This is a genomic window from Mangrovihabitans endophyticus (assembly GCF_014646155.1).
In the GTDB taxonomy this organism is placed as follows: domain Bacteria; phylum Actinomycetota; class Actinomycetes; order Mycobacteriales; family Micromonosporaceae; genus Actinoplanes; species Actinoplanes endophyticus.
The window spans coordinates 73,215-97,857 of record NZ_BMMX01000015.1; the positions used below are offsets into that span (position 1 = coordinate 73,215).

The 24,643-nt window shown below is 69.5% G+C and carries 20 protein-coding genes and 2 riboswitches; of the genes, 11 read left to right on the forward strand and 9 right to left on the reverse strand.

The genetic code is table 11. The annotated features are described in order from the left end of the window. Nucleotides 1–51 precede the first annotated feature (51 nt). From IEY73_RS17725 to IEY73_RS17740, 4 genes are read left to right on the forward strand one after another with little or no spacing between them, the layout of a single operon-like run. Entirely contained in the window at nucleotides 52–1,584 is a 1,533-nt protein-coding gene (locus tag IEY73_RS17725; protein ID WP_189080341.1) for a sugar ABC transporter ATP-binding protein, read from the forward strand. Further along, the gene (locus IEY73_RS17730; protein ID WP_189080342.1) at nucleotides 1,574–2,542 is read left to right on the forward strand and encodes an ABC transporter permease; all 969 of its coding nucleotides are present in this window, start codon (nucleotides 1,574–1,576) and stop codon (nucleotides 2,540–2,542) included. Before IEY73_RS17725 ends, IEY73_RS17730 begins: the two co-directional genes overlap by 11 nt. After that, on the forward strand, nucleotides 2,539–3,561 hold the full coding sequence (locus IEY73_RS17735; RefSeq protein ID WP_189080343.1) for an ABC transporter permease: 1,023 nt from the start codon (nucleotides 2,539–2,541) through the stop codon (nucleotides 3,559–3,561). Before IEY73_RS17730 ends, IEY73_RS17735 begins: the two co-directional genes overlap by 4 nt. Nucleotides 3,562–3,573: 12 nt before the next feature. After that, on the forward strand, nucleotides 3,574–3,963 hold the full coding sequence (locus IEY73_RS17740) for a thiol-disulfide oxidoreductase DCC family protein (protein WP_189080344.1): 390 nt from the start codon (nucleotides 3,574–3,576) through the stop codon (nucleotides 3,961–3,963). A gap of 32 nt (nucleotides 3,964–3,995) precedes the next feature. On the opposite strand, the gene IEY73_RS17745 is transcribed toward IEY73_RS17740, so the two are convergent. The 3 genes from IEY73_RS17745 to IEY73_RS17755 form a co-directional block, all read right to left on the reverse strand. After that, nucleotides 3,996–4,706, reverse strand: coding sequence for a zf-HC2 domain-containing protein (locus tag IEY73_RS17745; RefSeq protein ID WP_189080345.1), 711 nt, complete (start codon nucleotides 4,704–4,706; stop codon nucleotides 3,996–3,998). Beyond that, entirely contained in the window at nucleotides 4,703–5,224 is a 522-nt protein-coding gene (locus IEY73_RS17750; protein WP_189080346.1) for a sigma-70 family RNA polymerase sigma factor, read from the reverse strand. The genes IEY73_RS17745 and IEY73_RS17750 overlap by 4 nt, the downstream gene beginning before the upstream one ends. 151 nt (nucleotides 5,225–5,375) lie before the next feature. After that, entirely contained in the window at nucleotides 5,376–6,569 is a 1,194-nt protein-coding gene (locus IEY73_RS17755; protein WP_189080347.1) for a neprosin family prolyl endopeptidase, read from the reverse strand. 685 nt (nucleotides 6,570–7,254) lie between these two features. On the opposite strand from IEY73_RS17755, the gene IEY73_RS17760 reads away from it, so the two are divergent. Then, nucleotides 7,255–8,820 carry a serine/threonine kinase C-terminal domain-containing protein gene (locus tag IEY73_RS17760; RefSeq protein WP_189080348.1) on the forward strand — a complete coding sequence of 522 codons (1,566 nt, stop codon included), beginning with the start codon at nucleotides 7,255–7,257 and terminating at the stop codon, nucleotides 8,818–8,820. Nucleotides 8,821–8,836: 16 nt separating this feature from the next. On the opposite strand, the gene IEY73_RS17765 is transcribed toward IEY73_RS17760, so the two are convergent. Then, nucleotides 8,837–9,415 (reverse strand): hypothetical protein, encoded by a 579-nt coding sequence (locus tag IEY73_RS17765; RefSeq protein ID WP_189080349.1) that lies wholly within the window; start codon nucleotides 9,413–9,415, stop codon nucleotides 8,837–8,839. 168 nt (nucleotides 9,416–9,583) lie between these two features. Further along, nucleotides 9,584–9,943 (reverse strand): Atu4866 domain-containing protein, encoded by a 360-nt coding sequence (locus IEY73_RS17770; RefSeq protein ID WP_189080350.1) that lies wholly within the window; start codon nucleotides 9,941–9,943, stop codon nucleotides 9,584–9,586. A gap of 202 nt (nucleotides 9,944–10,145) precedes the next feature. On the opposite strand from IEY73_RS17770, the gene IEY73_RS17775 reads away from it, so the two are divergent. The 3 genes from IEY73_RS17775 to IEY73_RS17785 are packed head-to-tail and all read left to right on the forward strand — an operon-like array spanning nucleotide 10,146 to nucleotide 16,160. Then, on the forward strand, nucleotides 10,146–11,552 hold the full coding sequence (locus IEY73_RS17775) for a glycoside hydrolase family 76 protein (RefSeq protein WP_229715920.1): 1,407 nt from the start codon (nucleotides 10,146–10,148) through the stop codon (nucleotides 11,550–11,552). A 40-nt stretch (nucleotides 11,553–11,592) separates the two neighbouring features. After that, nucleotides 11,593–13,494, forward strand: a complete 1,902-nt coding sequence (locus tag IEY73_RS17780; protein WP_189080351.1) for a sensor domain-containing diguanylate cyclase — start codon at nucleotides 11,593–11,595, stop codon at nucleotides 13,492–13,494. Beyond that, complete coding sequence (locus IEY73_RS17785) at nucleotides 13,491–16,160, forward strand: putative bifunctional diguanylate cyclase/phosphodiesterase (protein WP_189080352.1); 2,670 nt, start codon at nucleotides 13,491–13,493, stop codon at nucleotides 16,158–16,160. Before IEY73_RS17780 ends, IEY73_RS17785 begins: the two co-directional genes overlap by 4 nt. Nucleotides 16,161–16,168: 8 nt before the next feature. On the opposite strand, the gene IEY73_RS17790 is transcribed toward IEY73_RS17785, so the two are convergent. Further along, nucleotides 16,169–16,732 (reverse strand): TetR/AcrR family transcriptional regulator, encoded by a 564-nt coding sequence (locus IEY73_RS17790; protein WP_189080408.1) that lies wholly within the window; start codon nucleotides 16,730–16,732, stop codon nucleotides 16,169–16,171. Nucleotides 16,733–16,993: 261 nt separating this feature from the next. On the opposite strand from IEY73_RS17790, the gene IEY73_RS17795 reads away from it, so the two are divergent. Both IEY73_RS17795 and IEY73_RS17800 read left to right on the forward strand, forming a co-directional pair. Further along, the gene (locus IEY73_RS17795; RefSeq protein WP_189080353.1) at nucleotides 16,994–17,890 is read left to right on the forward strand and encodes an ABC transporter permease; all 897 of its coding nucleotides are present in this window, start codon (nucleotides 16,994–16,996) and stop codon (nucleotides 17,888–17,890) included. After that, nucleotides 17,883–18,653, forward strand: coding sequence for an ABC transporter ATP-binding protein (locus tag IEY73_RS17800; RefSeq protein ID WP_189080354.1), 771 nt, complete (start codon nucleotides 17,883–17,885; stop codon nucleotides 18,651–18,653). Before IEY73_RS17795 ends, IEY73_RS17800 begins: the two co-directional genes overlap by 8 nt. A 26-nt stretch (nucleotides 18,654–18,679) precedes the next feature. On the opposite strand, the gene IEY73_RS17805 is transcribed toward IEY73_RS17800, so the two are convergent. Further along, nucleotides 18,680–19,732, reverse strand: coding sequence for a coiled-coil domain-containing protein (locus IEY73_RS17805; RefSeq protein WP_189080409.1), 1,053 nt, complete (start codon nucleotides 19,730–19,732; stop codon nucleotides 18,680–18,682). Nucleotides 19,733–19,783: 51 nt separating this feature from the next. Continuing rightward, nucleotides 19,784–19,919: riboswitch (cyclic di-AMP (ydaO/yuaA leader) on the reverse strand. Nucleotides 19,920–20,179: 260 nt separating this feature from the next. After that, a riboswitch (cyclic di-AMP (ydaO/yuaA leader) is annotated at nucleotides 20,180–20,313 on the forward strand. A gap of 3 nt (nucleotides 20,314–20,316) precedes the next feature. Here IEY73_RS17805 and IEY73_RS17810 point away from each other — a divergent pair. Beyond that, nucleotides 20,317–21,372 carry a coiled-coil domain-containing protein gene (locus tag IEY73_RS17810; protein ID WP_189080355.1) on the forward strand — a complete coding sequence of 352 codons (1,056 nt, stop codon included), beginning with the start codon at nucleotides 20,317–20,319 and terminating at the stop codon, nucleotides 21,370–21,372. A gap of 68 nt (nucleotides 21,373–21,440) precedes the next feature. Here the strand turns inward: IEY73_RS17810 and IEY73_RS17815 are convergent, their stop codons facing one another. Beyond that, the gene (locus tag IEY73_RS17815) at nucleotides 21,441–23,807 is read right to left on the reverse strand and encodes a glycoside hydrolase family 65 protein (protein ID WP_189080356.1); all 2,367 of its coding nucleotides are present in this window, start codon (nucleotides 23,805–23,807) and stop codon (nucleotides 21,441–21,443) included. Between the two features lie 55 nt (nucleotides 23,808–23,862). After that, entirely contained in the window at nucleotides 23,863–24,603 is a 741-nt protein-coding gene (locus tag IEY73_RS17820) for an HAD family hydrolase (RefSeq protein WP_189080357.1), read from the reverse strand. Nucleotides 24,604–24,643 lie beyond the last annotated feature (40 nt).

Below are 24,643 nucleotides of genomic sequence, written 5' to 3' on the forward strand. Positions count from 1 at the left end.
TACATGTTCGAAGTCTTGACGGAATATGTTGAGTAGTGAGTGAATGCGTTCATGGCGCTGCTAGAAGTCGTCAATGTTTCCAAGGTGTTCCCGGGCGTGCGCGCCCTGGACGACGTCTCATTCACCCTCCAGCCAGGCGAGGTGCACGCCCTGGTGGGCGAGAACGGCGCCGGCAAATCAACCCTGATCAAGGTGCTCACCGGCGTCTACCAACCGGACGGCGGAGAGTTGCGATACTGCGACGAGCCGGTCTCGTTCGCCACCCCGATGGACGCCCAGCGGTCCGGGATCTCCACGATCTATCAGGAGGTCAACCTGGTTCCGCTGATGAGTGTGGCGCACAACCTCTTCCTCGGCCGGGAACCACGCAACCGGTTCGGTCTGCTGGACGAGAACCGGATGAACCGGGAAGCGGCCGAGATCCTCGGCCCGTACGGCGTCACCACCGACGTGCGTCGCCAACTGGGCACGCTGGCCCTCGGCGCGCAACAGATGGTCGCGCTGGCCCGGGCGGTCATGATCGACGCACGCGTGGTCATCATGGACGAACCGACCTCGTCGCTGGAGCCGCGCGAGGTGGAGACGCTCTTCGGCGTCATCCGCGACCTGCACGCCCGCGGCATCGGCATCATCTACGTCAGCCACCGGTTGGACGAGCTCTACCAGATCTGCGACGCGGTCACGATCCTGCGCGACGGCCGCCTGGTGCACACCGGGCAGTTGGCCGAACTGGAACGGCTGCGCCTGGTCTCGCTGATGCTCGGCCGGGACGCCTCCCAGGTGCGCAAGGAGGGCGCCACCGCCTTCGAGGCCGACCAGCACGAGGGCACCGGCGGGGCGCCCGTGCTGCGGGCGACCAACCTGCGCAGCCGGCACAAGCTGCACGACATCAGCTTCGACGTGAAGCCGGGCGAGGTGGTCGGCCTGGGCGGCCTGCTGGGCGCCGGGCGCAGCGAGACGATCAAGGCGGTGGGCGGGGCCTACCCGCTGGACGGCGGCGAGATCGAGGTCGACGGCCGGCATCTGAAACGACACAGCACCGTGCAGGCGGTCAAGGCGGGCATCGCGATCCAGCCCGAGGACCGCAAGGCCGAAGGCATCGTGGCCGGATTGTCGGTACGGGAGAACATCGCCCTGGCCGTGCTTCCGCGCATGGCGCGGATGGGATTGGTCAGCGACGCCAAGATCGACGAGATCGTCGACGTCTACATGAAGCGGCTGCGTATCAAGGCGTCCAGCCCGCACCAGGCCGTCGGTGACCTCTCCGGCGGCAACCAGCAGAAGGTGCTGTTGGCCCGGCTGCTGGCCACCCAGCCCAAGGTGCTGCTGCTGGACGAACCCACCCGCGGCATCGACGTCGGCGCCAAGGTCGAGGTGCAGACGCTGATCGACGAGTTGGCCGCCGAAGGGCTCGGCGTGGTGCTGGTCTCCTCGGACGCCGAGGAACTGATCGAGGGCGCCCACCGCGTGGTCGTGCTGCGCGACGGTGTCGTGGTCGGCATGCTCACCGGCGCCGAGGTGACCACCGAGGATCTGCTCGCCACCATCGCGGCGGCTGCACCGGAGGACAAAGATGAGCAGTGAGGCCCTGACCGCCCGCGCCGGCATCGACATGGCCCGCGTCCGGGCCTGGCTTCCGGCGTACGGCGTCTACGTGGCAATCGTGCTGCTGGTGCTGTACAACATCTTCTTCACGCCGTACTTCCTGACCTGGAGCAACCTGCGCATCCAGCTCATCCAGGTGGCACCGATCGTGATCGTGGCACTGGGCATGGCACTGGTGATCGGCACCGAGGGCATCGACCTGTCGGTGGGTTCGGTGATGGCGCTGGCCGCCTCGCTGATTCCGCTCTACCTCGGGTACGGGGTCGTCGGCGCGATCCTGGTCTCCCTGCTCGCCGGGCTCGGCGTCGGGCTGGTCAACGGCACGCTTGTCGCCCGCGTCGGCTTGCAACCCATCGTGGCGACACTGGCGCTGTTCGTCGGCGGACGGGGGCTGGCGCTGGTGATCTCCGGCGGACAGCTCAAGGACGTCCGCAACGACAACCTGATCTTCCTCGGCTCCGGTGACCTGTTCGGGCTTCCGGTGCTGGTGTGGATCGCCGCCGTCCTGGTGCTGATCGTGGCCTTCGTGGTGCGCCGCACCGTCTTCGGGCGCCGCCTGCTGGCGATCGGCGGGAACCGTGCCTCCGCGGAACTGGCCGGCCTGCCCGTGCAGCGGGTCCTGATCGCCGTCTACGTGACCTGCTCGGTGCTCGCCTCGATCGCCGGCCTCCTCGCGGTGGCGCGCATCCAGTCCAGCGACGCCTCGGCGGTCGGCCTGCTCATCGAGCTGTCCGCGATCACCGCGGTGGTGGTCGGCGGCACGCCGCTCACCGGCGGCAGGGTGCGGGTGCTCGGCACGGTGGCGGGCGCGCTGTTGATGCAGTTGGTCGTCGCCACCATGATCAAACACAACCTGCAACCGTCCACGACCGAGATGGTGCAGGCAGTCATCATCCTCATCGCCGTGTACGTGGCCCGAGAGAGGAAGACCCGATGACCCAGGGTGTCGTCGCGGAACCGGAGGTCCCCGGCAAGATCGTCGCGGATGAGACGCGCCGGGCGGAACGCACCGACCGCATCGTCGGCCACGTCCAGCGGCAGGGCGCGCTGGCCGTGCTGCTCGCCGTGGTGATCATCGCCGCCGCCGTGTTCCCGAACTTCCGCAGCTATGCCAACACCGCCACCATCCTGGTCGCGGCCGCCCCGCCGATGCTCATCGCGTTGGGCATGACCTTCGTGATCATCACGGGCGGAATCGACCTGTCGGTGGGTTCGCAGTTCGTGCTCGGCGGCGTGGTGGCGGCGTACGCCTCCCGCTGGGGCCTGATCGCCGCCCTGCTGGCGCCGCTGCTGATCTGCGGTGCGATCGGACTACTCAACGGGGTGCTGATCGCTCACACCCGGATGGCACCGTTCATCGTCACCCTCGCTGCTCTCCTCGGTGCCCGTGGCCTGATGCGGGCGCTCAGCAGCGAGGGTTCCACCACCTACCTGGTCCGCAGCGACGCCTTCCACCGGTTGGGCAGCGGTTCGTTCCTGCGCATCGGCTACCCGGTCTGGCTCGTCGCCGTCCTGGTGCTGATCGGCATCGTGGTGCTGTCCCGCACCCGGTTCGGGCACGCGGTGTACGCGATCGGCGGCAGCGAGGACGCGGCAAGCCTGATGGGCGTGGCGGTACGCCGCACCAAGGTCTGGGTCTACGTGATGAGCGGGGTGCTGGCCGGGCTGGCCGGGGCGATCAACGCGGCAAAGCTCGGATCCGGCGTCACGGTCCTCGGCACAGGCATGGAGCTGGACGCCATCGCCGCCGTGGTCATCGGTGGGACGCTGCTCACCGGCGGGGCCGGAACCATCGCCGGAACCATCGCCGGCGTGCTGCTCCTGGGCGTCATCCAAAACATGATCAATCAGGTGGGGAACCTGAACTCCAGCTATCAGCAGGTGATCAGCGGGGCCTTTCTCGCCGTGGTGGTGGTCGCACAGACCTACCTGGGCAAGTTGCGCCGGGTGACCTGAGATGATGTGCGGGTGAGACAACCGGTTTTCGTCTACGACGGCGACTGCGCGTTCTGCAGCTCGTGCGCCCGCTTCATCGAGCGGCGCATCCCGTCACCGGCCACGGTCGTGCCGTGGCAGTTCGCCGACCTGGACGACCTCGGCTTGAGCATGGCTCAGGTCGAGGAGGCGGTGCAGTGGGTCGGCCCGGACGGCACGGTGGCCTCCGGGCCGGACGCCATCGCGCTGCTGCTGCAAGACGCCGGACGGCTCTGGACGGTGCCCGGACGGGCGCTGCGATTCGGCCCGGTCCGGCTGGCGGCGTGGCCGGCATACCGCTGGATCGCGGATCATCGCCACCTGCTGCCGGGCGGCACGGCGGCATGCTCGCTGCCGGTGGCCCAGCGACCGGCGGCGCACTGATCCACGGCTCATCGGCGTGCCGGCGACGCCGCCTAGCTGACGTGTGCCTCGCCCAGCACCCGGCCGTTGCGATCCGACACGGTGATCGAGCTGACCGAGGCGAGCTGCATCGAACTCGCGCCGATCACCTTCACGTCGCCGTCCGGGGTGGTTCCCCAGACCGCCGCCTGCTCGACCTGGCCCCCGCCACCGTGCACCTGGCAGACGAACGGCCCGGCGCCTTCCAGCCGGGAGACGTCCAGCGCAATCGACACGCCCCAGGTTTTGGGAGTGAGTACGGCCTCGCCGGTGAGACCGCTGCCCTCCTCCGACTCGAACTGGGCGGTGACGAGCTGTGGGCTCGGCAACACCTGCGGCGGCCGACCGCCACGATCGCTGGTGATCACGCTGAAGCCGATCAGCGCCGCGATCAACACCACCGCGGCGGCGGCGAGCCAGCGCACACCCGCCAGGCGACGTTCCCGCGTACGCTGCGCCCGCATCTTGCCGAGCATCTCCTCGATGCGCTGCGGGGACGGCCGGGCGGCCAGATTCACCGAGGCCGGCGCGTCCGGCGCATCGGCGCGCTGCGCCTCCGGAAGCTGCCGCAACATCTCCGGCACCGGCGCCAGTCGGTCCAGCTCCAACCGGCAGCTATCGCACGTTCCCAGGTGCGCGTCCAGACGATCGGTGTCCGCCTCGTCCAGGCCACCCAGGAGGTAGCCGCCGAAGAGACGACGCAGCTCATCGTGTTCGTCGCTCACCGCAGCACCCCCATTTCCTCGAACGCGGTGCGCAACGCGCGCACCGCGTAATAGGCGCGCGACTTCACCGTTCCCTCCGGCACGGACAGCTTCCGGGCGGCGTCGGCGACGCTGCGCCCTTCGAAGTACATCGCGCGGACCACCGCCTGATGATCGGCGGACAGCCGTTGCAGGGCCTCGGCCACCAGCCAGCCCTCGACCATCCGGTCGACGTTGTCCGTCGCGGGCACTGCGTTCACCGCCGCCTCATCAGCCACCAGGTGCGGCCGGCGCTGCTCGGCCCGCCACGCGTTGGTGACCACGTTACGGGCGATGGTCAGCAGGTAGGACCGGGTTCGCCCGGGTTCGGTGTCCAGATGATCGATGTGCTTCCACGCACGCAGCAACGTCTCCTGGACGAGATCCTCGGCCTTGTGCCGATCCCGCACATATCGGGAGATGAAGCTGAGCAGAACCGCATAGTGCTCCGTGTAGAGCGCGGTCATTAGCTGCTCGTCCGAGCTCACCCGTTTTTTCATCGGCGCCCGGTCCCCTCCTCGACGGCCACGTCTGGTTGTACACCGCGCGTCTGAAAGAGGTTCGACAGGGTGCCGGACCGAATCCGGCGAATACGGCGATACCCCGATCCCCCCTCGCCGGGGACCGGGGTATCGGACTACCGCGGGCGTCTCAGCAGGCGCCCGCACCGCCGTACCGCATGGTGCGGTCACTGAGCGGGTTCACGCCGTAGTACTCGCTGGCGGTCGCCTTGACGTTCATCTTGGCGTCCGGACCGTTGATCAGCGAGACACTGCCGACGCGGGCGGCGTCCTCGCTGCCCGCCGGCGCGCCGGTACCCATGTCCGTGCACGGCTTCGTGGAGGAAGCGGCGACCTCACCGAACCACTGGATGAGGCCGGACTTGTCGTACTTGCCGCCCCACAGACCGCCGGGGAAGTATCCGATCCATTCCGAGTCGTACGCGATCCACCAGGCGCCGTTGAAGTACTGAACCCCGAAACGCTTCGAGACACCGGTGGGCAACGTGTCGCCCGGCTTGAAGGTGGTGCTGTACTGGACGAAACCGCAGCCGTTGTAGCAGGTCTCCTGACGATCCACCCAGTGGTAGACGAACAGGTGCGGGTCCTCGTCGCCGTTCACCGAACGGTCGACGTTCCAGCCCACCTCGACGATCTGCTTGCCGTCGGCCGACTGCACCGCGATCTCGGCGAGCGTGTGGTAGTCCTCCCGCGCCAGGAACGGCCTGCCGATCACCAGGTTCGCGTACGTCCCGTCGGACGGCGCGTATTGCGAACCCGAGGAGTAGAAGAAGTTGACCGAGGTGGCAGCGTTGGTGGTCGGCTCGTTGAGCAAACCGGACACCGGCGGGGCGGGCGGCTGGACCGTCGTCTTGGTCCGGCCCAGGGTGCCGAAGCGGGAGGTGTAGCCCTTCGGCGAGTACTCCGGCGCCGCGACGCGCGATCCGCTGGTGTCCGCGCGGGCCCCGTCGGCGCCGGCGGCGGCAACCGCCGCACTGCTGGCACCGGCGCGGGCGATCTTCATACGCCGCGGTCGGGCGCCCCACGGAAGCTTCGCCGGCGGCGTGGACTCCGCGGCGGCCGTCCCGTCCGCAGGCCCGTCGTCCACAGCCGACTCGTCCGCATCCGTCTCGTCGCGGGCCCTGTCCGCGGCCTTGTCGTCCACCGTCTTGTCGTCCACCGTCTTGTCGTCCACAGTGGCGGTGGTTCCGTCCGCAGTGGTGGCCGTCCTGGCCGACGCGGGAATCTCTTCCGCTCCGGCGTTGAAGGTCCAGGCGACACCCATGGAGCCGACTACGGCTACGGCAAGGCCGGCGGCGGTCAAGCCGCGGCGTGAGATCGACACGTGTCCGTCCTCGTTTTTTGGCTGGGGGGCGGAGGCGGTGGCGAGGGAACCTCCGGCACCGGTTCTCGGCGGCGCCGCTCACCATATAGCCATCTCATTGATGTGTGAGCCTGCTGAGCTGGTTTTCCGCCTTAACGGCTGAGCCGGTCGTACGAACTGGGGATACCGAGTCGAAATTGTTCGACAGAGCGTGCTAGATCGGTCGCTCTACGGCGAGGATGATCGCCGGGTCGAAAGAGGCTAAACGGTCTGAGCTTCTTTCAGATAAGCGGAGCAGAGCCTCCCCGGATCCGCGGTACTCATGCCTGCATTGCACGTTTATGCGCGACATCTCCGGGCAATCGACGGCGATTTTGCGCCCACGGAGTTCCCCCGGCGCATCAATGGTCCACAGTGGATGCGACAAAGCACCTGAAACACACTTATGGCACTCCCAGCGGGCCGAGGTACGGCCGGGTCCCACCGTCGGCGCCGGTGCGGGCGGCGCGTGGGCGGTACGCGACGTTCCGACCTGTCTCAACCCATCCGTCCCATGCCTTTGACCTGCGGAAACATCGGTTTGACCGGGGGAGACACCGGCAAATAATGAGGCGGAGCGGCCCGTCCACGGGCGATGGCGCGCCGAATTTCGCACGCAGGCGTCGCCGGGGGTCGACACCTATCGAGAAGGAAGGTACGGCCCGAGATGCCAGACACGCCCGTCACGCGCGCCGCAACCGGTGACGTGATCAGTGGCCGCTACCGACTCGTGGAGCCGGTTCCCGGCGGGTGGCTGGCGCACGACGAACTGCTCGACAAGCCGGTGACCGCGACGCCGACCGGCAACGGCGCCGGCGTTGCCGAGCCGCTCGACGACCAGTTGCGCACGATGGGTGCCGCGCGCCAGGCCGCCGCCGTCCACCACCCGGGGGTGCTCGGCGTTCTGGACGTGGTCTGGCAGCCCGGCCGATCCTGGATCATCACCGAACACGTGCCCGCCCGGACGCTGCGTCAGGAGGTCGACGCCGCGGGTCGGCTGTCGTCCCGCCGGACGGCCGAGATCGGGCTGGCCGCGCTGCAAGCCCTGCGCGCGGCGCATGCCGCGGGCGTCCGGCACGGCCGGGTCTCCGCCGACGCCCTCATGCTCACCACGGACGGCCGGACGATGCTCACCGGGCTGGGCGTGACCGCCGACCAGGGCGCGACCGGCTCGGACGACCTGCGGTCGCTGGGCAGCACGCTGCGCGACGCCGCCGCGAGCGTGCCGGCGACCGAGGCGGCCGGTGCACCACTCGGGCAGGCGATCGAGGTTCTCCGGGGGGCCGGCACGGCGACACCCACCGCCGAGACCGGCCCGGCCGGGCACGGCAACCCGACCGCTGAGGCCGACCCGGCCGAGGCAGCCGCGGAACGAGCCGCGGCGCTGTTGCGTATGGCCGTCGAGCAGCCGGAACCGAGAGCATCACCGGACACCGAGACGACCCCGCAGACCTCCGTCGTCGCGCGTGTCCCGGTGCCGTCGCCGCCGCCTCCTCCCGTGCCGCCGACAGCCCCCGAGGCGGGGCCGGCAGACGATCCGGGGACCAAGTCCGGCGTACGGGTGGCGGCCGGTCTCACGCTCGCGGCGCTTGCCGCCGTCGCCGCCGTGGCGGTGGCCACCCGGTCCGGCCGGGACGACGCGGACGCGCCGACACCGGTCGCCGCGGCCACCACCGCAGGGTCCGGCGCAGGATCCGGCACGAGCGCGCCGGCGCCCGACACCACGGTGGTGGATCCGTCATGCCGTGCCGACCTGGCCGCGTCGGTGCGTCCCGCTTCGCAGCCTCAGCCGTACGCCCTTCCGGACGGCTGGTTGTGGCACACCGGAACGGACGGCTTGACCGTGGCCGTACCGCGCGGCTGGACCGAGGCCGTGTCGGGCACCCGCACCTGCTTCCGCGACCCGGACAGCAGCCGCACGCTCGTCGTGGACACCAGTGCCCGCCTGGTCGAGTCCCCGGTCGAGCACTGGCGGCAAGCCGAGGCCGCCGCGCTCGGCGACCAGACGTTGCCCGGCTATCGACGGCTCGACCTCGGACCGGTCGACGCCAAGGAGGGTGGCGCCGCGTGGGAGTACACATGGCGGCCGGACGGCGGCGCGGTGCGGCACGAGCGGCGATTGCTGCTGTCCCTCGGGTCCGGGCGGGCCTACCTGGTCGAGTGGTCCACCGCCGAGCCGGACTGGGCCGACTCGGAGCCGTTTCTGCGCCTCGTCATGGCGAGCCTGTCGTAACTCGCGGGCGCTGCGATCAGTTCGGGCGGACGACGCCGGACTTCCCGCTGTACGGGTGACGGGAGCCGTCCCACTGGTGACCCGCGTTCGGAGCGTCCAGCCACACCACGTACGGCGCTCCGGACTGCAGGCCGGCGATCGTGGCAGTCACCGTGCACCCGGTGCCGGGGGTGACATCCTGCCAGGTGTAGTCGGGCTGGGCGCCGGAGATCAACCGTTGCGGGATGGCGGCGACGCGGTACGACGTGGCGGTGGCCTGCCGCGGCCAGCTTATCGTCAGCGACCCGGTGCCGGTCGTCACGGTCAGCGGGATCTCCACCGGGTCGACCGTCCACTGTGTTGCCGGGCACGGATCGCCGCTGGGTGTGGCGAGGAACGAGACCGACGGAAGCACCGGCGGCCGGGTGCCGGTATAGGTCACCACCGGGCTGGGCGTCGCGGACCCGGAGGCGAGCACCATCCATCCGGATCCGCCCGGACCGGGCGCCGCGGACGGGGTCGCGGTGGGTGTGGCGCTCGCGCCGAGCCCGCCGCAGCCGCCGAGAGCCGCCGCAGCCGCGACAAGCAGCGCGCCACTCACCGTCCGGAACCGCATGCGCCTCCCGTCGTCGTGCCGTCGGTAGGCCGATCGGCCACCGCGCCCGGAATCTGAGCCACCCGCAATCCGAGCCACCCGCAATCCGAGCCACCCGGAATCCGAGCCGCCCAGGATCTGAGCCGCCGCTTGTTACGGGCCGCTGCTTGTTCCGGGCGGTGTCGCTGGTCAGCGGTACAGCCGGTGACCGGCCATGTCGAGGGCCCCGTCGTCGACCCGGGTGGCCGGGGTGGTCAGGCCGGAGTCGTCGCGCAGCACGATGCGGTTGCTGTCCACGCGATAGGTGCCCCGCGCGATCTGGTCGCGGCCGGCCACCCGGCATTCGTACGTCTCGTCGGCTCGCAGATGCAGCCGCACCGCGTGGTCGGCGCTCTCCCATCGGCCGACCAGGGAGTGCTGAACACTCACGGCGGACGCGTAGGTGAACCGTTCCGGGGCGGTTCCGCGCGCGTCGCCGGCCGCCAACGCGAGCAGCGATGCGGTGCCGAGGATGGTGGCGTCGATACGCGGACCGAGGTACGTCGGCAATGGGGGCTCCCGGGGACGCTCTGGCGTAGGCCCTGGGTATCGGCGGGTGCGGCGTGCGGCGAAGTGATTTCCGGGGAGCAGACGAGTTGCGGAACCGACCAAATTCATTGACGAACTGCGATGAGTTTGATCTGTTAACAGGGTGTTCATTTCCGCCGCACGCCCCTCCGGTCTCCGCCGCACCGCCGGTCGGGTTCTGCTCGTGAGCGCCCTGGCGCTCGGCACGCCGGCATTTGCCGGCCCGGCCGCAGCGGCCACCACCATCTGCAACCGCTACTGCGACGGGCGTGACCCGGCGCTCGCCGGAGGCGACCGGCAACCGGTCGCGACCACGCTGTACGGGCGCCGCTTCGCGATGCATGTCGACGACACCTCGGCGATGGCCTGGGCGACGGTCGACGACGGCCAACCCGGCGACGAGGTGTGGCTGGACCGTTCCTTCGACGGCGGCCGGACCTGGGCGGACGGCAGCCGGCTCGGCGACACCGCGATTCCGTCCGGCGCGGGCGGCTGGCGCACCTCGATGTTCAACGTCGACGACTGGAACGCCCGCGGCGTCGGCGCGCTCCGTGCCTGCGGCAAGGCCGGGGATCGCCCGGAGATCGTCTGCACGGCCTGGGCACGCAGCACGTGGAACGCCTGGGACCTGCGCACCGCCGCGGCGACCGCGCTGATGATGCGCTACGACCGCGGCACCGGGCTGTTCGGCGGCACCGGCTGGTGGACCAGCGCCAACGCCCTCACCAGCATCATCGACAACATTCGGCGCAGCGGCATGCACAGTTACGAGTACGCCGTCGCGCAGACCTACGACCGCAACGTGGGCGCCCGCCTCGGGCAGTTCCGCAACGAGTTCCTGGACGACACCGGCTGGTGGGGCCTGGCGTGGATCGCGGCCTATGACCTGACCGGTGACAGCCGCTATCTGGACACCGCCCGCGCGGACGCCGACCACATGTACGCGTACTGGGACACCCGGTGCGGTGGTGGCGTCTATTGGAAGACCGATCGGGCGGGCAAGAACGCCATCGAAAACAGCCTGTACATCCAGCTCAACGCGGAGCTTTCGGTACGCCTGGGCGGCAACGCCACCTACCGGCAACGCGCCCAGGCGGGCTGGGACTGGTTCCGTGGCACCGGCATGCTCAATTCCGGTGACCTGGTGAACGACGGCATCGACATGAACAGTTGCCGCAACAACGGCGACGTGACGTGGACGTACAACCAGGGTGTGCTGATCAACGCGCTGGTCCAGCTCAACCGGCTCACCGGCGACGCGAGCACGCTCGCCACCGCGCGGCGGATCGCCGACGCCATGGTGCACAGCTCCTACCTCTCCCCCGGCGGGATTCTGCGCGAGCCGAACGAGAGCGACAGTTGCACCGGCGACGGCGCGTCGTTCAAGGGCGCGGCGATCCGCGGGCTGGGCGTGCTCAACACCGCGGTCGGCGGTGCCTACGACGACTACCTGCGGCGGCAGGCCGACAGCAACGTCGCGCACAACCGGGATGCGCTGGACGCGTACGGCAGCCATTGGGCCGGCCCGATGGTGCCGACCGCGCACGGGTGCCAGCACAGCGTCCTGGATCTGCTCAACGCGGTACCCTGACGCAGCTCACGTCGGTGCGCGCACGACCGATAGTCCAAGCGTGCACCGGGAGTTCTGGAATAGCTGGCCACTGCGCCTGACCGCCGCGCTGGCCGCGGTCAGCGTGGCGGTGTTCGGCGTCAACCTCGCCGGTGGCCCGGTCGTGCCCGGCCCGCTGGTCTGGCTTCCGGTCCCACTGGGTGCCGCGTTGGGCGCGATGCTCGCGATGCGCGCCTCCGCGGCCCCGGCCGCGCGGTCCTTCTGGCGCTTCACCGCGGCCGGCATGACCGGCGTGACGGTCTCGCTGACGCTGCGGCTGATCGACACGCTCATCCCCGGTACCACCCTCGATCCCGTGGCGGACGCCCTGCACGGGGCGTCCGCGCTGCTGCTGAGCTGGCCGCTGCTGCGGTTGCCGCTGGGCCTGCGCAACCGCTCGGAGCGGATCGCGCTGTGGCTGGACGTCGCCGTGCTGACCATCGCCGCAGCCGTCTTCCTGTGGCACTTCGCCGGGCACCGGGCGGTGCATCCGAGCACCGGCGGCGTCGCCTCCGCCGCCGCCATCATGGCCGCCGGCCTGGCGGGCGTCTTTCTCGCCGCCAAGGCCGCCCTCTCCGGCCGTCAGGCGGTCCCTCCGCGCGCGCTGTACATGAACTGCGTCGCGGCCACCGTCGGCGGCCTCGGGTCGGGCATCGGCATCCTGCTGTCCACCCGCTCCGGCGCGGACTCCCTGGAGATCGTCAACCCGATCGCCTCTCTCGCCATCGCGCTGTCCGCACGTTTCCAGTCCGTGGACCGCACCCGCAGCGCCGACGCCGCGCCGCGCCGCCGGTACAGCATCGTGCCGTACGCCGCCGCCGGCGCCGTGGCCGTGCTGCTGGTCTGGACCAGCGTCCGCGATTCGCCCGACCACACTCTGGTGACGGCGGCGGCCGTCGTGCTCATCGGCCTGGTGGTGGTCCGGCAGCTCGTCGCGTTCCGGGAGAACGCCGTGCTGCTGGACCGGATCGCCGCCCAAGAGCAGCGGTTTCGCCTGCTGGTGCAGAACGCGGCCGAGATCGTGAGCATCACCGAGCCGGACGGCACCATGCGGTACTGCAGTCCGGCCGTCGCGACGGTGCTGGGCCGGCAGCCGGAGGAGGTGGTCGGCACGGACGTCAGCCGGCTCGTGCACGTCGAGGACCTGCCGGCCTTCCGCGCCGCCGTCGAACTGGTGATGCAGACGCCGGGGGCGTCGACGACATTCCAGGTGCGCTTCGCACACGCCGACACGTCGTGGCGCTGGCTGGAGCTGACCACGTCGAACCTGCTGCACGAGCCGAGCATCGGCGGGCGGGTGACCAACGCCCGCGATGTCACCGAGACCCGCCGCATTCAGGCGAGACTCAGCCACGAAGCGACCCACGACGCGCTGACCGGGCTGGCCAACCGAGCACTGTTCGCGCGATGCGTGGAGCGCAGCATCGGTGACCCCCGGCCCGGCCACCACCTCAGCGTCGCCCTGGTGGACCTGGACGACTTCAAGGTGGTCAACGACACTCGCGGCCATGCCGCCGGGGACGCACTGCTGGTCGCGGTGGCCGAGCGGATGCGCCGGTCGGTGCGCTCCGGGGACACGGTCGCGCGGCTCGGCGGGGACGAGTTCGCCATTCTGTTCGACGGGCTGGCCCCGGAGGGCGTGGACCGGGTGTTGCACCGCATCGTGGAATCCCTGCTCGTGCCGGTCGAGGTGGAGGACGAGCTGCTCAGCGTGCGAGCCAGCTTCGGCGTCGCGGACGGGCAGCCCGGCGAGGACGCCGCCGGGCTGATGCACCGGGCGGACATGGCCATGTACGCGGCGAAGCGACGCGACGGCGGCGGATTCCTGCGGTACGCGCCGGACATGGCGGAACTCGGATCACCGCTCCGCCCGGCCGTTGACCGCGGTGTGCCGCCGTCGTTCACCGAAGGGGACTCACTGTGACCGACCCACTGCTGCGCGGTGACAGACTGCTGCGCATCGCCGGCTGGCTCGCCGTGGCCTGCGTCGCCTGGTTCCTCGCCGCGATGCTGTCCGGGGTGGACGGACCGATCGTCATCCTCTGGGCCGTGACTCCGGTGTGCGCCGCGATCACGGCGGCGCTGTGCATGCGTACCGGCCGCGATCCGGCGGTTCAACCGGCCGCGCGCCGCTTCTGGCGCCGGGCCGGTGTCGTGCACGTGGTGTTCGCGTTGGCCCTCGCCACACACGTCGCCGAGTCGTTGAACGCCGATCTCAGCATGACGTCCCGGCTGACCGTGTACAGCGGCCTCCCGCAGGCCGTCGGGCTGCTGCTCCTGGTGTGGTCACTGCTGGCGCTGCCGATCGAACGCGCCACCCGCTCCCGGCAGATCGCGCTGGCCTTGGACTGCGCCATCCTGGTGGCGGGCACCGCGACGTTCTTCCTGTACTTCGCCGGCGTTGAGGTGTTCACCCAGGCACGAACCGGCAACGTGGGAGACATCGCCTGGGTCGCCTTCATGGTCGTCGGCTTGGTCGGCGTGCTGGCGGTCGCAAAGGTCGCGGTCACCGGGTCGTCCGTGCTGTCCCCGGACGCGTTGCGGGTTCTCGGCGCCGCGCTCGCGGTGGGCGGCTTCAGTTCCGCCATGGCCGAACCGCTGCTGGTCCGGCCGGAGCTGGACGTGGCGTTGTTCGCCGTGCCGGTGGGCGGCTTCGCGATCGGCCTGGCGGCCCGGCTCCAGGCGGTTGCCGCCGCGCACGGGCGGGTCGGCTCCGGAAAGCGGTACAGCGTGCTGCCGTACCTGGTGGCCGCGGCGGTGGGCGCGCTGCTGGTGCACGCGATCAGGTGGGGAAGCGACGACCTGTTTCCCGTCGCCGTCGCCGCGGTGACGGTGACCGGCCTGGTGGTGCTGCGGCAGGTCATCGCCTTCTGGGAGAACGACCGGCTGTTCGCCCAGGTGGCACGGGAGGAGGAGCGGTTCCGCTCGCTGGTGCAGAACGCCACCGACGTGGTGACCATCACCGACCCGGGCGGCCGGATCCGTTACGTCAGCCCGGCGGTGCACCGCGTGCTGGGCATCGAGCCGGAACTCATGCGCGACACGACCATCGCGCACCGCCTGCACCCGGACGACCGGGCGATGGTCGCCGAGCGGGTGGCGGCGGTCTGCGCCGCGCCAGGCACGACCGAGACCTACCGCGCCCGCCTGATGCACGCCGACGGCAGCTACCGGTGGCTGGAGATCATCAGCGCGAACATGCTGGAGGTGCCGAGCATCGCCGGTGTGGTGAGCAACTCGCGGGACATCACCGAGACCGTGCAGGTGCAGGAACGGCTCAGTTATGAGGCCACCCACGACGCGCTGACCGGCCTGGCCAACCGGACGTTGTTCGCCGACCGGGTGAATGCGGCCATCGGCGATGCCGCGGCGGACCCGCGCGGCAGCACCGCGGCGGACCCGCGCGTCAGCGTCGTGCTCGTCGACTTGGACGACTTCAAGCACGTGAACGACAACCTCGGCCACAGGGCCGGTGACGCGCTGCTGACCACGGTGGCCGAGCGGATGCGCAACAGCCTGCGGCTCGCGGACACCGTCGCCCGGCTCGGCGGTGACGAGTTCGCGATCCTGCTGGCCGAGGTGGAGCCCTCGGAGATCGACCGGGTGCTGGACCGGCTCGCCGGACGGCTGGCCGAACCGGTGGTGATCGAGGGCCATCTGCTCAGCGTCCGGGCCAGCTTCGGGGTGGCGGACGGCTGCCGCGACGCGGGCGATCTGCTGCGCCGCGCGGACATCGCGATGTATGAGGCCAAGCAGGCCGGCGGCGGAACCTTCCGCCGTTACCACGCCGGCATGACGGCACGCGGCGCCGAACGCAACGAGCTCGCAGCGGCCCTGCGCACCGCCATCGTCGAGGAGCAGTTGGTGCTGCACTACCAGCCCGTGGTCACCCTCCCGGAGGGACGGATCACCGGCGTCGAGGCGCTGGTTCGCTGGCAGCATCCCGAGCGGGGCCTGCTGGGACCGGGCGCATTCGTCGCCGCCGCCGAGCAGACCGGGGTGATCGTCGGGATGGGCCGTTGGGTGCTGCGCACCGCGGTGCGTCAGATGGCGGCCTGGATCGCCGAGTACGGCGTCGCGGCACCGGCCACGGTCTCGGTGAACGCGTCACCCCGGCAACTGCAGGAGTCCTCGTTCGCCGACGACGTCGCCGCCGCGCTGCGCGATCACGACGTCCCGGCGCAGCGGCTGACCGTCGAGGTGACCGAGTCCACGGCCGTCGGCGGCGGTGCCACCCAGGACAACCTGCGTGCCCTGCGGGCCATGGGAGTGCGTCTGTCGCTGGACGACTTCGGCACCGGCGCCTCTACCCTCAGCCTGCTGGCCGATCTCCAGGTCGACCAGATCAAGCTGGACCGCTCCTTCGTGCCGGTACCCGGACCGGACGCGATCGCCGCCGCGGTGGTGCAGTTGGCCGCCGCGTTCGGCATCGAAGCGGTCGCCGAGGGTGTGGAGGAAGCCCGCCAGGCCGCCCGGCTCACCGAGATGGGATACCGCCGGGCGCAGGGCTATCACTTCGCCCGGCCGATGCCGGCCACCGAGGTGTCGGCCCGGCTGAGCGCACCGCCGGTGACCGCCGCGGTGAGTTGACCGGCGGCTCAGTGGCCCGCGTGCAGGGCGGCGGTCAGCGCCTCGGTCAGCCGTTCCAGGTATTCGTCGTCGATGGGGCGCCGGGCCACCGCGAGACGCCAGTAGAGCGGGCCCAGGATCAGGTCGACGGCGACGTCCGGATCGGTGCCGGCGGGCAGTTCACCCCGGGCCACCGCCTGGCCGACCAGTTGATCGCCGACCGCCTGCTGGTGCGTGTGCAACGCGGCCTGAAGCGTTTCGGCGATCTTCGGGGTGCGGGCCGCCTCGGCCATCAGGTCCGGGATGATCTGCGAAGCGATGCGATGCTGCAACGCCTTGCTCACGATCATCGTGAGAAGCTGGAGGTCACCGGCGAAGCTGCCGGTGTCCGGCATCGGGACGGAGCGCCCGGCCACGTCCGAAACGATCTCGAGGACCATTTCGAGCTTGTTGCTCCAGCGACGGTAGACCGCCGTCTTCCCGACGCCCGCGCGGCGGGCCACCGCCTCGATGGACAACCGGCCATATCCCACCTCGGCCAGCTCGTTCATCACCGCGTTGCGGATCGCGCGGGTGATGTCGCCGCGCAGCACGGCCGCGCCGGCCGGGGCGCGCTTGGGTGCCGGTGTCCGTTCGGGCGTCGCCAGGCTCGGTAACGGGAGCTGGTTCGAGGCCGGTTTCGGTGTGCCCACCGGGGCACTATACCGCTACGACGTAACGGTTGCGTTCCGCCGTGCCGCCGGATACTCTCATTCTCACGTCGATACGATGCCGTTTCATCGGCAACGACTGATTACTGTGTTGACGCGCAAGTTGAGGGTCCCGCGGGGCCTACCAGATCGGAGCGCCACTTCATGGCCCAGACGGCGGTAGCCGATACCGGCACGAAGAAGTCACTTCGGGAGCTGGCACGGCGGCACGGCTTGAGCTCGGCCGGGGCGCTGCCCAGCCTGCCCAATTACACCCGGCAGCTATGGTCCTACCGGCACTTCATCGCGGCGTATGCGAACGCCCGGGTGACCTCCGCACTGGGCAAGACCCGGCTCGGCATGGTCTGGCAAGTGCTCACCCCGCTGATCAACGCCGCCGTCTACTACGTCATCTTCGGGGTGATTCTGGGCACCCGGGGCGGCATCGACAACTTCATCGCCTACCTGTGCACCGGCGTCTTCATCTACGGGTTCACCCAGAACACCGTGCAGGCCGGCATCCAGGCGATCACCGGAAACATGGGACTGATCCGGGCGCTGCATTTCCCGCGCGCCAGCCTGCCCATCTCGGTCACCCTCGTCGAGGTGCGCAACGTGCTGGCCTCGATGGTCGTGCTGATCGCCATCGTGCTGTTCGACGGCGAGCCGATCACCGTGGAGTGGCTGCTGATCATTCCGATCCTGCTGCTCCAGGCGATGTTCAACGCGGGGCTGGCACTCGGCGCCGCCCGCCTGGGTGCCAAGATCACCGACCTGAAACAACTGGTGCCGTTCGTCATGCGGTTCTGGATGTACGGCTCGGCGGTGCTCTACCCGGTGACCCGCTTCACCGATGCGCTGCACGGCTGGAAGCTCACCCTCGTGGAGGCGAACCCGCTGCTTGTCTTCATCGAGCTGATGCGCCATGCGCTGATGGAGGACGTGCCGTTGGCCGGCACCCCGACGCGGCTCTGGATCGAGGCAGTGGTCTGGGCGATCGTCGTCGGGGTCAGCGGTTACGTCTACTTCTGGCGCGGAGAGAAGGGGTACGGCCGTGGCTGACAGCGAAGTGCCGACGGTGATCGCGGACGACGCGCACGTGGTCTACCGGGTCTACGGCTCGAACACGTCGGCGTCGAACACCCCGCTGGCCAGCTTCAAGCGGATCATCACCGGCAAGCGCCCGTCCGCCGTCCGCGAGGTGCACGCCGTCAAGGGCGTCAGCTTCGCGGCGTACCGGGGTGAGGCGATCGGGCTGATCGGCAGCAACGGTTCCGGCAAGTCGACGCTGCTGCGTGCCATCGCCGGCCTGCTCCCGGTGGAACGGGGCGCGATCTACGCCGCCGGGCAACCGTCCCTGCTGGGCGTCAACGCGGCGCTGATGAATGACCTGTCCGGCGAGCGCAACGTGGTGCTCGGCTGCCTGGCCATGGGCATGTCCCCGGCCGAGGTGCGGGCGCAGACCGACGACATCATCAAGTTCTCCGGCATCAACGACCGCGGCGATTTCAGCTCGCTGCCGATGCGGACCTACTCCTCCGGCATGTCGGCCCGGCTGCGCTTCTCCATCGCGGCGGCCAAGAAGCACGATGTGCTGCTCATCGACGAGGCGCTGGCCACCGGCGACGCCAAGTTCCGGCGGCGCAGCGAGCAGCGGGTCCGCGACCTGCGCGCGGAAGCCGGCACGGTGTTCCTGGTCAGCCACAGCGAGCAGTCCATCCGGGACACCTGCGAGCGGTGCATCTGGCTGGAGTCCGGAACGATCCGCGGCGACGGACCGACCGAGGAGGTGCTCAAGGAGTACGAGGCCTTCATGCGTAAGTAGCAGGCCCCGCACTCCTGCGGGCGACCTCAGCGCACCGACAGATGCACATGGTTCTCGTGGTTGCTGGACGGGTCGCCGTGCGCCCCCGAGTAGGACTTCCAGCCACTGCTGGGCAGCCAGATGCGCCGGAACCAGATCACGTAGAGCACACCCAGGCGGCCGGAGTTGCTGATGAAGAAGTTCGCCAGCCGGTTCCCGTACGTCTTGCTGCTGCCGGTGGCGACGCCGCCGAACCCGTTCTTGTCCGCCGCGAAGTCGCACGCCCTGCCCTTGGGGTGTTCCCCGCTGTTCTGGTGCCGGAAGCAGGCCACATAGTGATTGAACCCGGCCTTCTTGGCTTCCTGCAGGGCATGAAGCATGCGCGGGGTGATGCACCCGCTGGTGGTGGGGTCGTTCACGGTGCACCCCTCGGCGGGTAGCGACCCGTCGGAGTTGCGCGGCGCCGCGGCCGCCTTGGCGCTGCCGCTGCTGCTGCCACCGCCGGACGAACTGCCACCACCGGAAGAACTGCTACTGGAGGAGTTGCTCCGACGACGGGCCGCCGCCTCCGCTGCCGCCGCGCGCGCGTTGGCCGCCTTGATCGCGTCCTCCGCCTGATTCTTGCGCTTAGCCATGACGGTGACCTGCTTCTGCTGGTCCTTGATCTCGCCGTCGATGGCCGTCTTGGCGCGGGCCTGCTCCTCCCGTGTGCCGATCAGCTCCTTGACCGCGGTGTCCTGCTTGACCGCGACCTTCTCCAGCGTCTCCGCCCGGTCCAGCAGACCGCCGGAGCCGGTGCCGGTGATCAGTGCGCTGACCGCCCCGAGCCGACCGGTCTGGTATGTCCGCCGGACGATCTCGTCGAGCGCCGCCTGGCGCGGCCCGATCTCGCCGTCCAACTCCTTGAGCTTGGCGGCCAGTTCCGACTGGCGCTTCTTCGACCGTTCGAGCGCCTCCTTGGCCTCGACATATCCCTTCGAGGCGGCGGCGAGCTGCTGAATCAGCGTCTTGGAGCCGCCTTCTCCATCGTCTCCGGTGTCGCCCGGCGCGGCGGATGCCGGTGCGGCCGCGGCGACGGCGAGGCCGCTCACCATCACCATGAAAGCGAGTGCCGCCGCCCAGCGACGGCGGACAGGATGGTCGTGCACGTGCCTTCCTTCCGTCGGCCGCCGACCGGGTTAGCTGACGGGTTCGGGACGGAAGCGATCCCTACCGCCGGGAAGGCGGATTCACCCCTGAGGAACCTGGGTCCCCGGCTCGCTGTGGGCGATTAGGCGGCGGTCTCGTGATGAGACCGTGACAGAGACTACCGAGGAATTCGGGAATCGACAGGTGTCGCACTCAATGCAACTTCGAGAACACCATCCGTAATGTGGCCGAGGGGCAAGGAGAAGGAAACGACTCACATTGATGTGGGTTACGGGGGATATCACGGAGAGTCGCTATCCGATAACGCCATTGCCACGCGTTCGCCGTCCTGGATGTACGCCGTTTCTCAGGTAAGCTGGCCGCCGGTCAGGCCAAGGAAGGCACGCCCCCGATGTGCCGGCTGACCACCGCCCAATCGCCGCGAGGCGAGCCGGGGAACCAGGTTTGTGGGGTGAATCCGCACTACGCGGTAGGGATCGCTTCCGTCCCGAACCCGTCAGCTAACCCGGTCGGCGGACAACCGGAAGGACTATGCATGACGGCACGCCCCCGCGGGTGGCTCATCTGGGCCCTGACCCCGCTGGTCGCTGCGACGATGACGATCGCGCCGGCATCCTCGGCGAGTGCCGAGCCGGGCAGCTCGTCCAGCAGCTCGGACGACAAGTCGAAAAAGTCCGACGAGGACAAGACCGCGGACGAGGGCGACGAAGACACCCTGCTCAACGACGTACTCGAAGCGACCGGCCGGCGTTACCAAACGGCCAAGGACGCGGTCGCCAAGTCGACCAAGGCGCAGCTCGCCCTGTCGGTGCAGGTGAAAAACGCGGAAGCCCGCCGCGACGCGCTGATCCCCCAGGTCAGCGCCGTGGCCAACCAGCAATACCGCACCGGCGGCGTGTCCACCATGAGCTTCCTGCTGGACAGCGGCAGCACCACCGCATTCCTGCACCGCGCCATCTCGCTGGAGGAGATCAACTCCCTCAACGACGGGAAGCTGCGGCAGCTCAACGCGGCGATCGACGAGGTGCAGGCCAGCAAGGCCCGCTTGGACGCCGAGGTCAAGGCGCAGAAGCAGAACTACTCGGCGATGGCCAAGCAGAAGGAAGAGGCCGACAAGGCCTTCGCGTTGGTCGGCGGCAAGACGGTCACCAAGGGATTCGTGTTGGCCAAGTCACCGGTGGCCGACCCCGCCCCACGCAATTCCAGCGGCGGTTTCTCCCCGGAAGCGTGCACCCAGGACGATCCCACCACCAGCGGCTGCGTCACTAAGCGCACACTGCACATGTACAAAGAGGTACGCAAGGCGGGTTTCAATCGCTTCGCCGGCTGCCACCGCAACGGCGGTCCGTTCGAGCATCCGAAGGGCCGCGCCTGCGACTGGTCGCTGCAGAAGAGCGGTTTCGCGCCGTTCCACAACGACGACACCTTCCAGTACGGCAACAACCTGATGGCGTTCGCGGTGCGCAATGCGGACCGGCTCGGCATCCTTTACGTCATCTGGAACCGGATGATCTGGTTCCCGGCCAGCGGCTGGAAGACTTACCACGGCGTCAGCGCGCACATCGACCACGTGCACATCTCGATGCTCTGATCACTCGCTCGACGTGACGAGGCCCCGCCCGGGTCGACCCGGGCGGGGCCTCGTCACGTCACACGGTCCTAGACATTTGTAGCGCGGCGCACCGGAGCCCGCCCCGCGGGCTGCGTCGGCGCCGGACCGGTCGGCACGGGCGGCGGAATCGCCACGGTCACCGGCTTCACCTGCGACACCTCGACCTCCTTGCCGTGGTGCCGCAACTGCAGGCGGGCCGACCCGCCGCCGTTACGGAGCGAGTAGGTGACCTCGCCGGCGTTCACCTCGACCCGCAACCGCAGACCCCGCCACAGCAGGGAGAACTCCAGCCGGTTGATCCGGCTGGGCAGGCGCGGCGCGAAGGACAACTCGCCGTTGTAGTCCCGCATCCCGCCGAGACCGGCGACAAGCGCGATCCAGGAACCCGCCAGCGACGCCACATGCACCCCGTCCCGGGCGTTGCGGTGCAGGTCGTGCAGATCCATCAGCGCGGCCTCGCCGAGATAGTCGTGGGCCAGCTCCACAAAGCCCACCTCGGCGGCGATCACCGCCTGGATGCATGCGGACAGCGACGAGTCCCGCACGGTCCGGGCGTCGTAGTAGGCGAAGTTGCGCGCCTTCTCCTCCGGTGTGAACGCGTCACCCCGGACATACATCGCCATGACCAGGTCGGCCTGCTTCACCACCTGCTTGCGGTACAGGTCGAAGTACGGGTAGTTGAGCAGCAGCGGGTACGCCTCCGGCGGCGTGTTGTCGAAGTCCCACTCCTGCAGCCGGGTGAAGCCCTGAGACTGCTGGTGCACGCCCAGTTCTCGGTCGTACGGGATGTGCACCGCCGCGGCCGCGTCCCGCCACGACGCCATCTCCTCGTCGTCGACGCCCAGCCGGCGGGCCATCTCCGGGTGACGCTTCGCCGACTCCACCGCGGCGTACATGTTCTGCTGCGCCATCAGGTTGGTGTAGATGTTGTCGTCCACCACCGCGGTGTACTCGTCCGGGCCGGTCACCCCGTCGATGTGGAAACGGCCGTGCCGGTCGTGGTGGCCCAGCGACCGCCACAGGCGGGCGGTCTCGACCAGCAACTCCAGCCCGAAGTCCCGCTCGAAGTCGTCGTCGCCGGTGGCCGACACGTACCGGCGTACCGCGTCCGCGATGTCCGCGCCGATGTGGAATCCCGCGGTGCCGGCCGGCCAGTACGCCGAACATTCCTGACCCCGGATGGTGCGCCACGGGAACGCGGCGCCCTGCAGGCCCAGCGTCTGCGCCCGCTCCCGGGCCAAGTCCAATGTCGAATGCCGCCACCGCAGCACATCCGCCGCCGCGGCCGGCTGGGTGTAGGTCAGCGCGGGCAGCACGAACGTCTCCGCGTCCCAGAAGGTGTGGCCGTCATATCCCGGCCCGCTCAGGCCCTTCGACCCGATCGGCCGCTGCTCGGCGCGCGCACCCGCCTGCAACGTGTGGAACAGCCCGAACCGGACCGCCTGCTGCACCTCCGGGTCACCCTCGACCTGGACGTCGGAGTGATCCCAGAAGGTGTCCAGGTACTCCCGCTGCGCCTCCACGAGCCCGTCCCAGCCGTCCAGCCGGGCACTCGCCAGGGCGCCGCCGACCTGGTCACGCACCGCCGGCAGGGACCGGTGACTGGACCAGCCGTACGCGGCGAGCTTGACCACCCGCAGCTTCTGCCCCGGCTCCAACTTGCAGGCCACGGTCGTCCGCAACCAGTCGGGGTGCCCCTCGGTGGTGATGGCGTGCTTGCCCGGCGCGTCCACCAGGTGCTCCATGGCCGCGGCCATCCGCAGGTCGCTGGCCTTCGTGCGGTGCACCAGCAGACCGCCGGTGCGCTGCTCCAGCATCTCTTCGGCCTGCAACGGGCTGTCCAGCACCGCCGCCACTCGCGGATCCTTGCTGGTCGGCGGCAGTTGCTCGTTGGCCACCAGTTCGGACTGCAGGATCAGCCGGGCGCTCTGCTCCAGCGGCTCGACCTCGTACATGATCGCGATCACCGCCCGCTGGGTGAACGAGACCAGCCGGACGGTGCGGATGCGGATGGCCTGGCCGGACGGCGACACCCATTCGGCGGTACGTTCCAGCAGACCCGCCCGCAGATCCAGCACCCGCTCGTGGGAGCGGAGTTCGCCGTACCGGACGTCGAAGGGTTCGTCGTCCACCAGCAGGCGCATGAGCTTGGCGTTTGTCACATTGACCATGGTCTGGCCGGACTCGGGGAAGCCATAGCCGGCCTCGGCGTAGGGCAGCGGACGCAACTCGTAGAACGAGTTCAGGTAAGTGCCGGGGAGGCCGTGCGGCTCGCCCTCGTCCAAGTTGCCGCGTACCCCGATGTGCCCGTTCGCCAGCGCGAAGACCGACTCGGACTGGGCCAGCAGATTCAGGTCCAGGCGGGTCTCGCGGATGTGCCACGGGTCGACGGGGTAAGCCCGTTCACGGATCACGGTGGTGCCTCTCGAAACAAGTAGAAAGAAGTGAAGTCTGAGACGGATTACGACGTCATCGCGTCAGGAGTTCGGACAGATCCTGGACGACGATGTTCGCGCCGTGCTCCAGGAGCGCATCTGCTTGACCCACGCGGTCCACGCCGACCACGATGCCGAACTCCCCCGCCCGTCCGGCCGCGACGCCGGCCTGGGCATCTTCAAAGACTGCGCAGTTCTCGGGTGGGGTGTCCAGAAGCTGCGCGCCGTACAGGAAGGTGTCGGGTTGCGGCTTCCCCGGCAAGTTTCGCTCACGGGCGGTGACTCCGTCTACGCGTGCCTCTATCAGATCCGCGATTCCGGCGGCCTCCAGAACGTCCTTGCAGTTGGCGCTCGCCGACACCACGGCACGCCGCAGCCCGGCCGAGGCAGCCGCACGCAGGTAGTCCACGGAGCCCGGATAGACCTGGACGGCGCCCTCCTTGATCTTCTGAAGGACGAGCGCGTTCTTGCGGTTGCCGACGCCGTTCACCGTTTCCGCGTCCGGGCCGTCGTCGGGCGACCCGTCGGGCAGCGTGATGTCCCGGGATGCGAGAAAGGTCCGCACGCCGTCGGCGCGGGGCCGTCCATCAACGTACCGGTGGTAGTCACTCCCGGAATCGAACGGCACGAATGGCTGCTCGTGTCGCGCGGACCAGTCGCGCAGAAATTCGTCGAACGTCTGTTTCCACGCGGCGTTATGCACCAACGCTGTCTGCGTGAGCACGCCGTCGAGATCGAAGAGGAGGGCCGTCACATGAGGAGGTAGACCGAACACTGGCATAGGGTAGACGCCTCGGGCCTGTCACATGCCCTAA

Bases quoted from the DNA above. Each gene is read 5' to 3' on its own strand.
- IEY73_RS17735 (WP_189080343.1), top strand. From the start codon at position 2,539: ATGACCCAGGGTGTCGTCGCGGAACCGGAGGTCCCCGGCAAGATCGTC.
- IEY73_RS17760 (WP_189080348.1), top strand. From the start codon at position 7,255: ATGCCAGACACGCCCGTCACGCGCGCCGCAACCGGTGACGTGATCAGT.
- IEY73_RS17795 (WP_189080353.1), top strand. From the start codon at position 16,994: ATGGCCCAGACGGCGGTAGCCGATACCGGCACGAAGAAGTCACTTCGG.
- IEY73_RS17730 (WP_189080342.1), top strand. From the start codon at position 1,574: ATGAGCAGTGAGGCCCTGACCGCCCGCGCCGGCATCGACATGGCCCGC.
- IEY73_RS17750 (WP_189080346.1), bottom strand. From the start codon at position 5,224: ATGAAAAAACGGGTGAGCTCGGACGAGCAGCTAATGACCGCGCTCTAC.
- IEY73_RS17725 (WP_189080341.1), top strand. From the start codon at position 52: ATGGCGCTGCTAGAAGTCGTCAATGTTTCCAAGGTGTTCCCGGGCGTG.
- IEY73_RS17805 (WP_189080409.1), bottom strand. From the start codon at position 19,732: ATGGTGATGGTGAGCGGCCTCGCCGTCGCCGCGGCCGCACCGGCATCC.
- IEY73_RS17810 (WP_189080355.1), top strand. From the start codon at position 20,317: ATGACGGCACGCCCCCGCGGGTGGCTCATCTGGGCCCTGACCCCGCTG.
- IEY73_RS17765 (WP_189080349.1), bottom strand. From the start codon at position 9,415: ATGCGGTTCCGGACGGTGAGTGGCGCGCTGCTTGTCGCGGCTGCGGCG.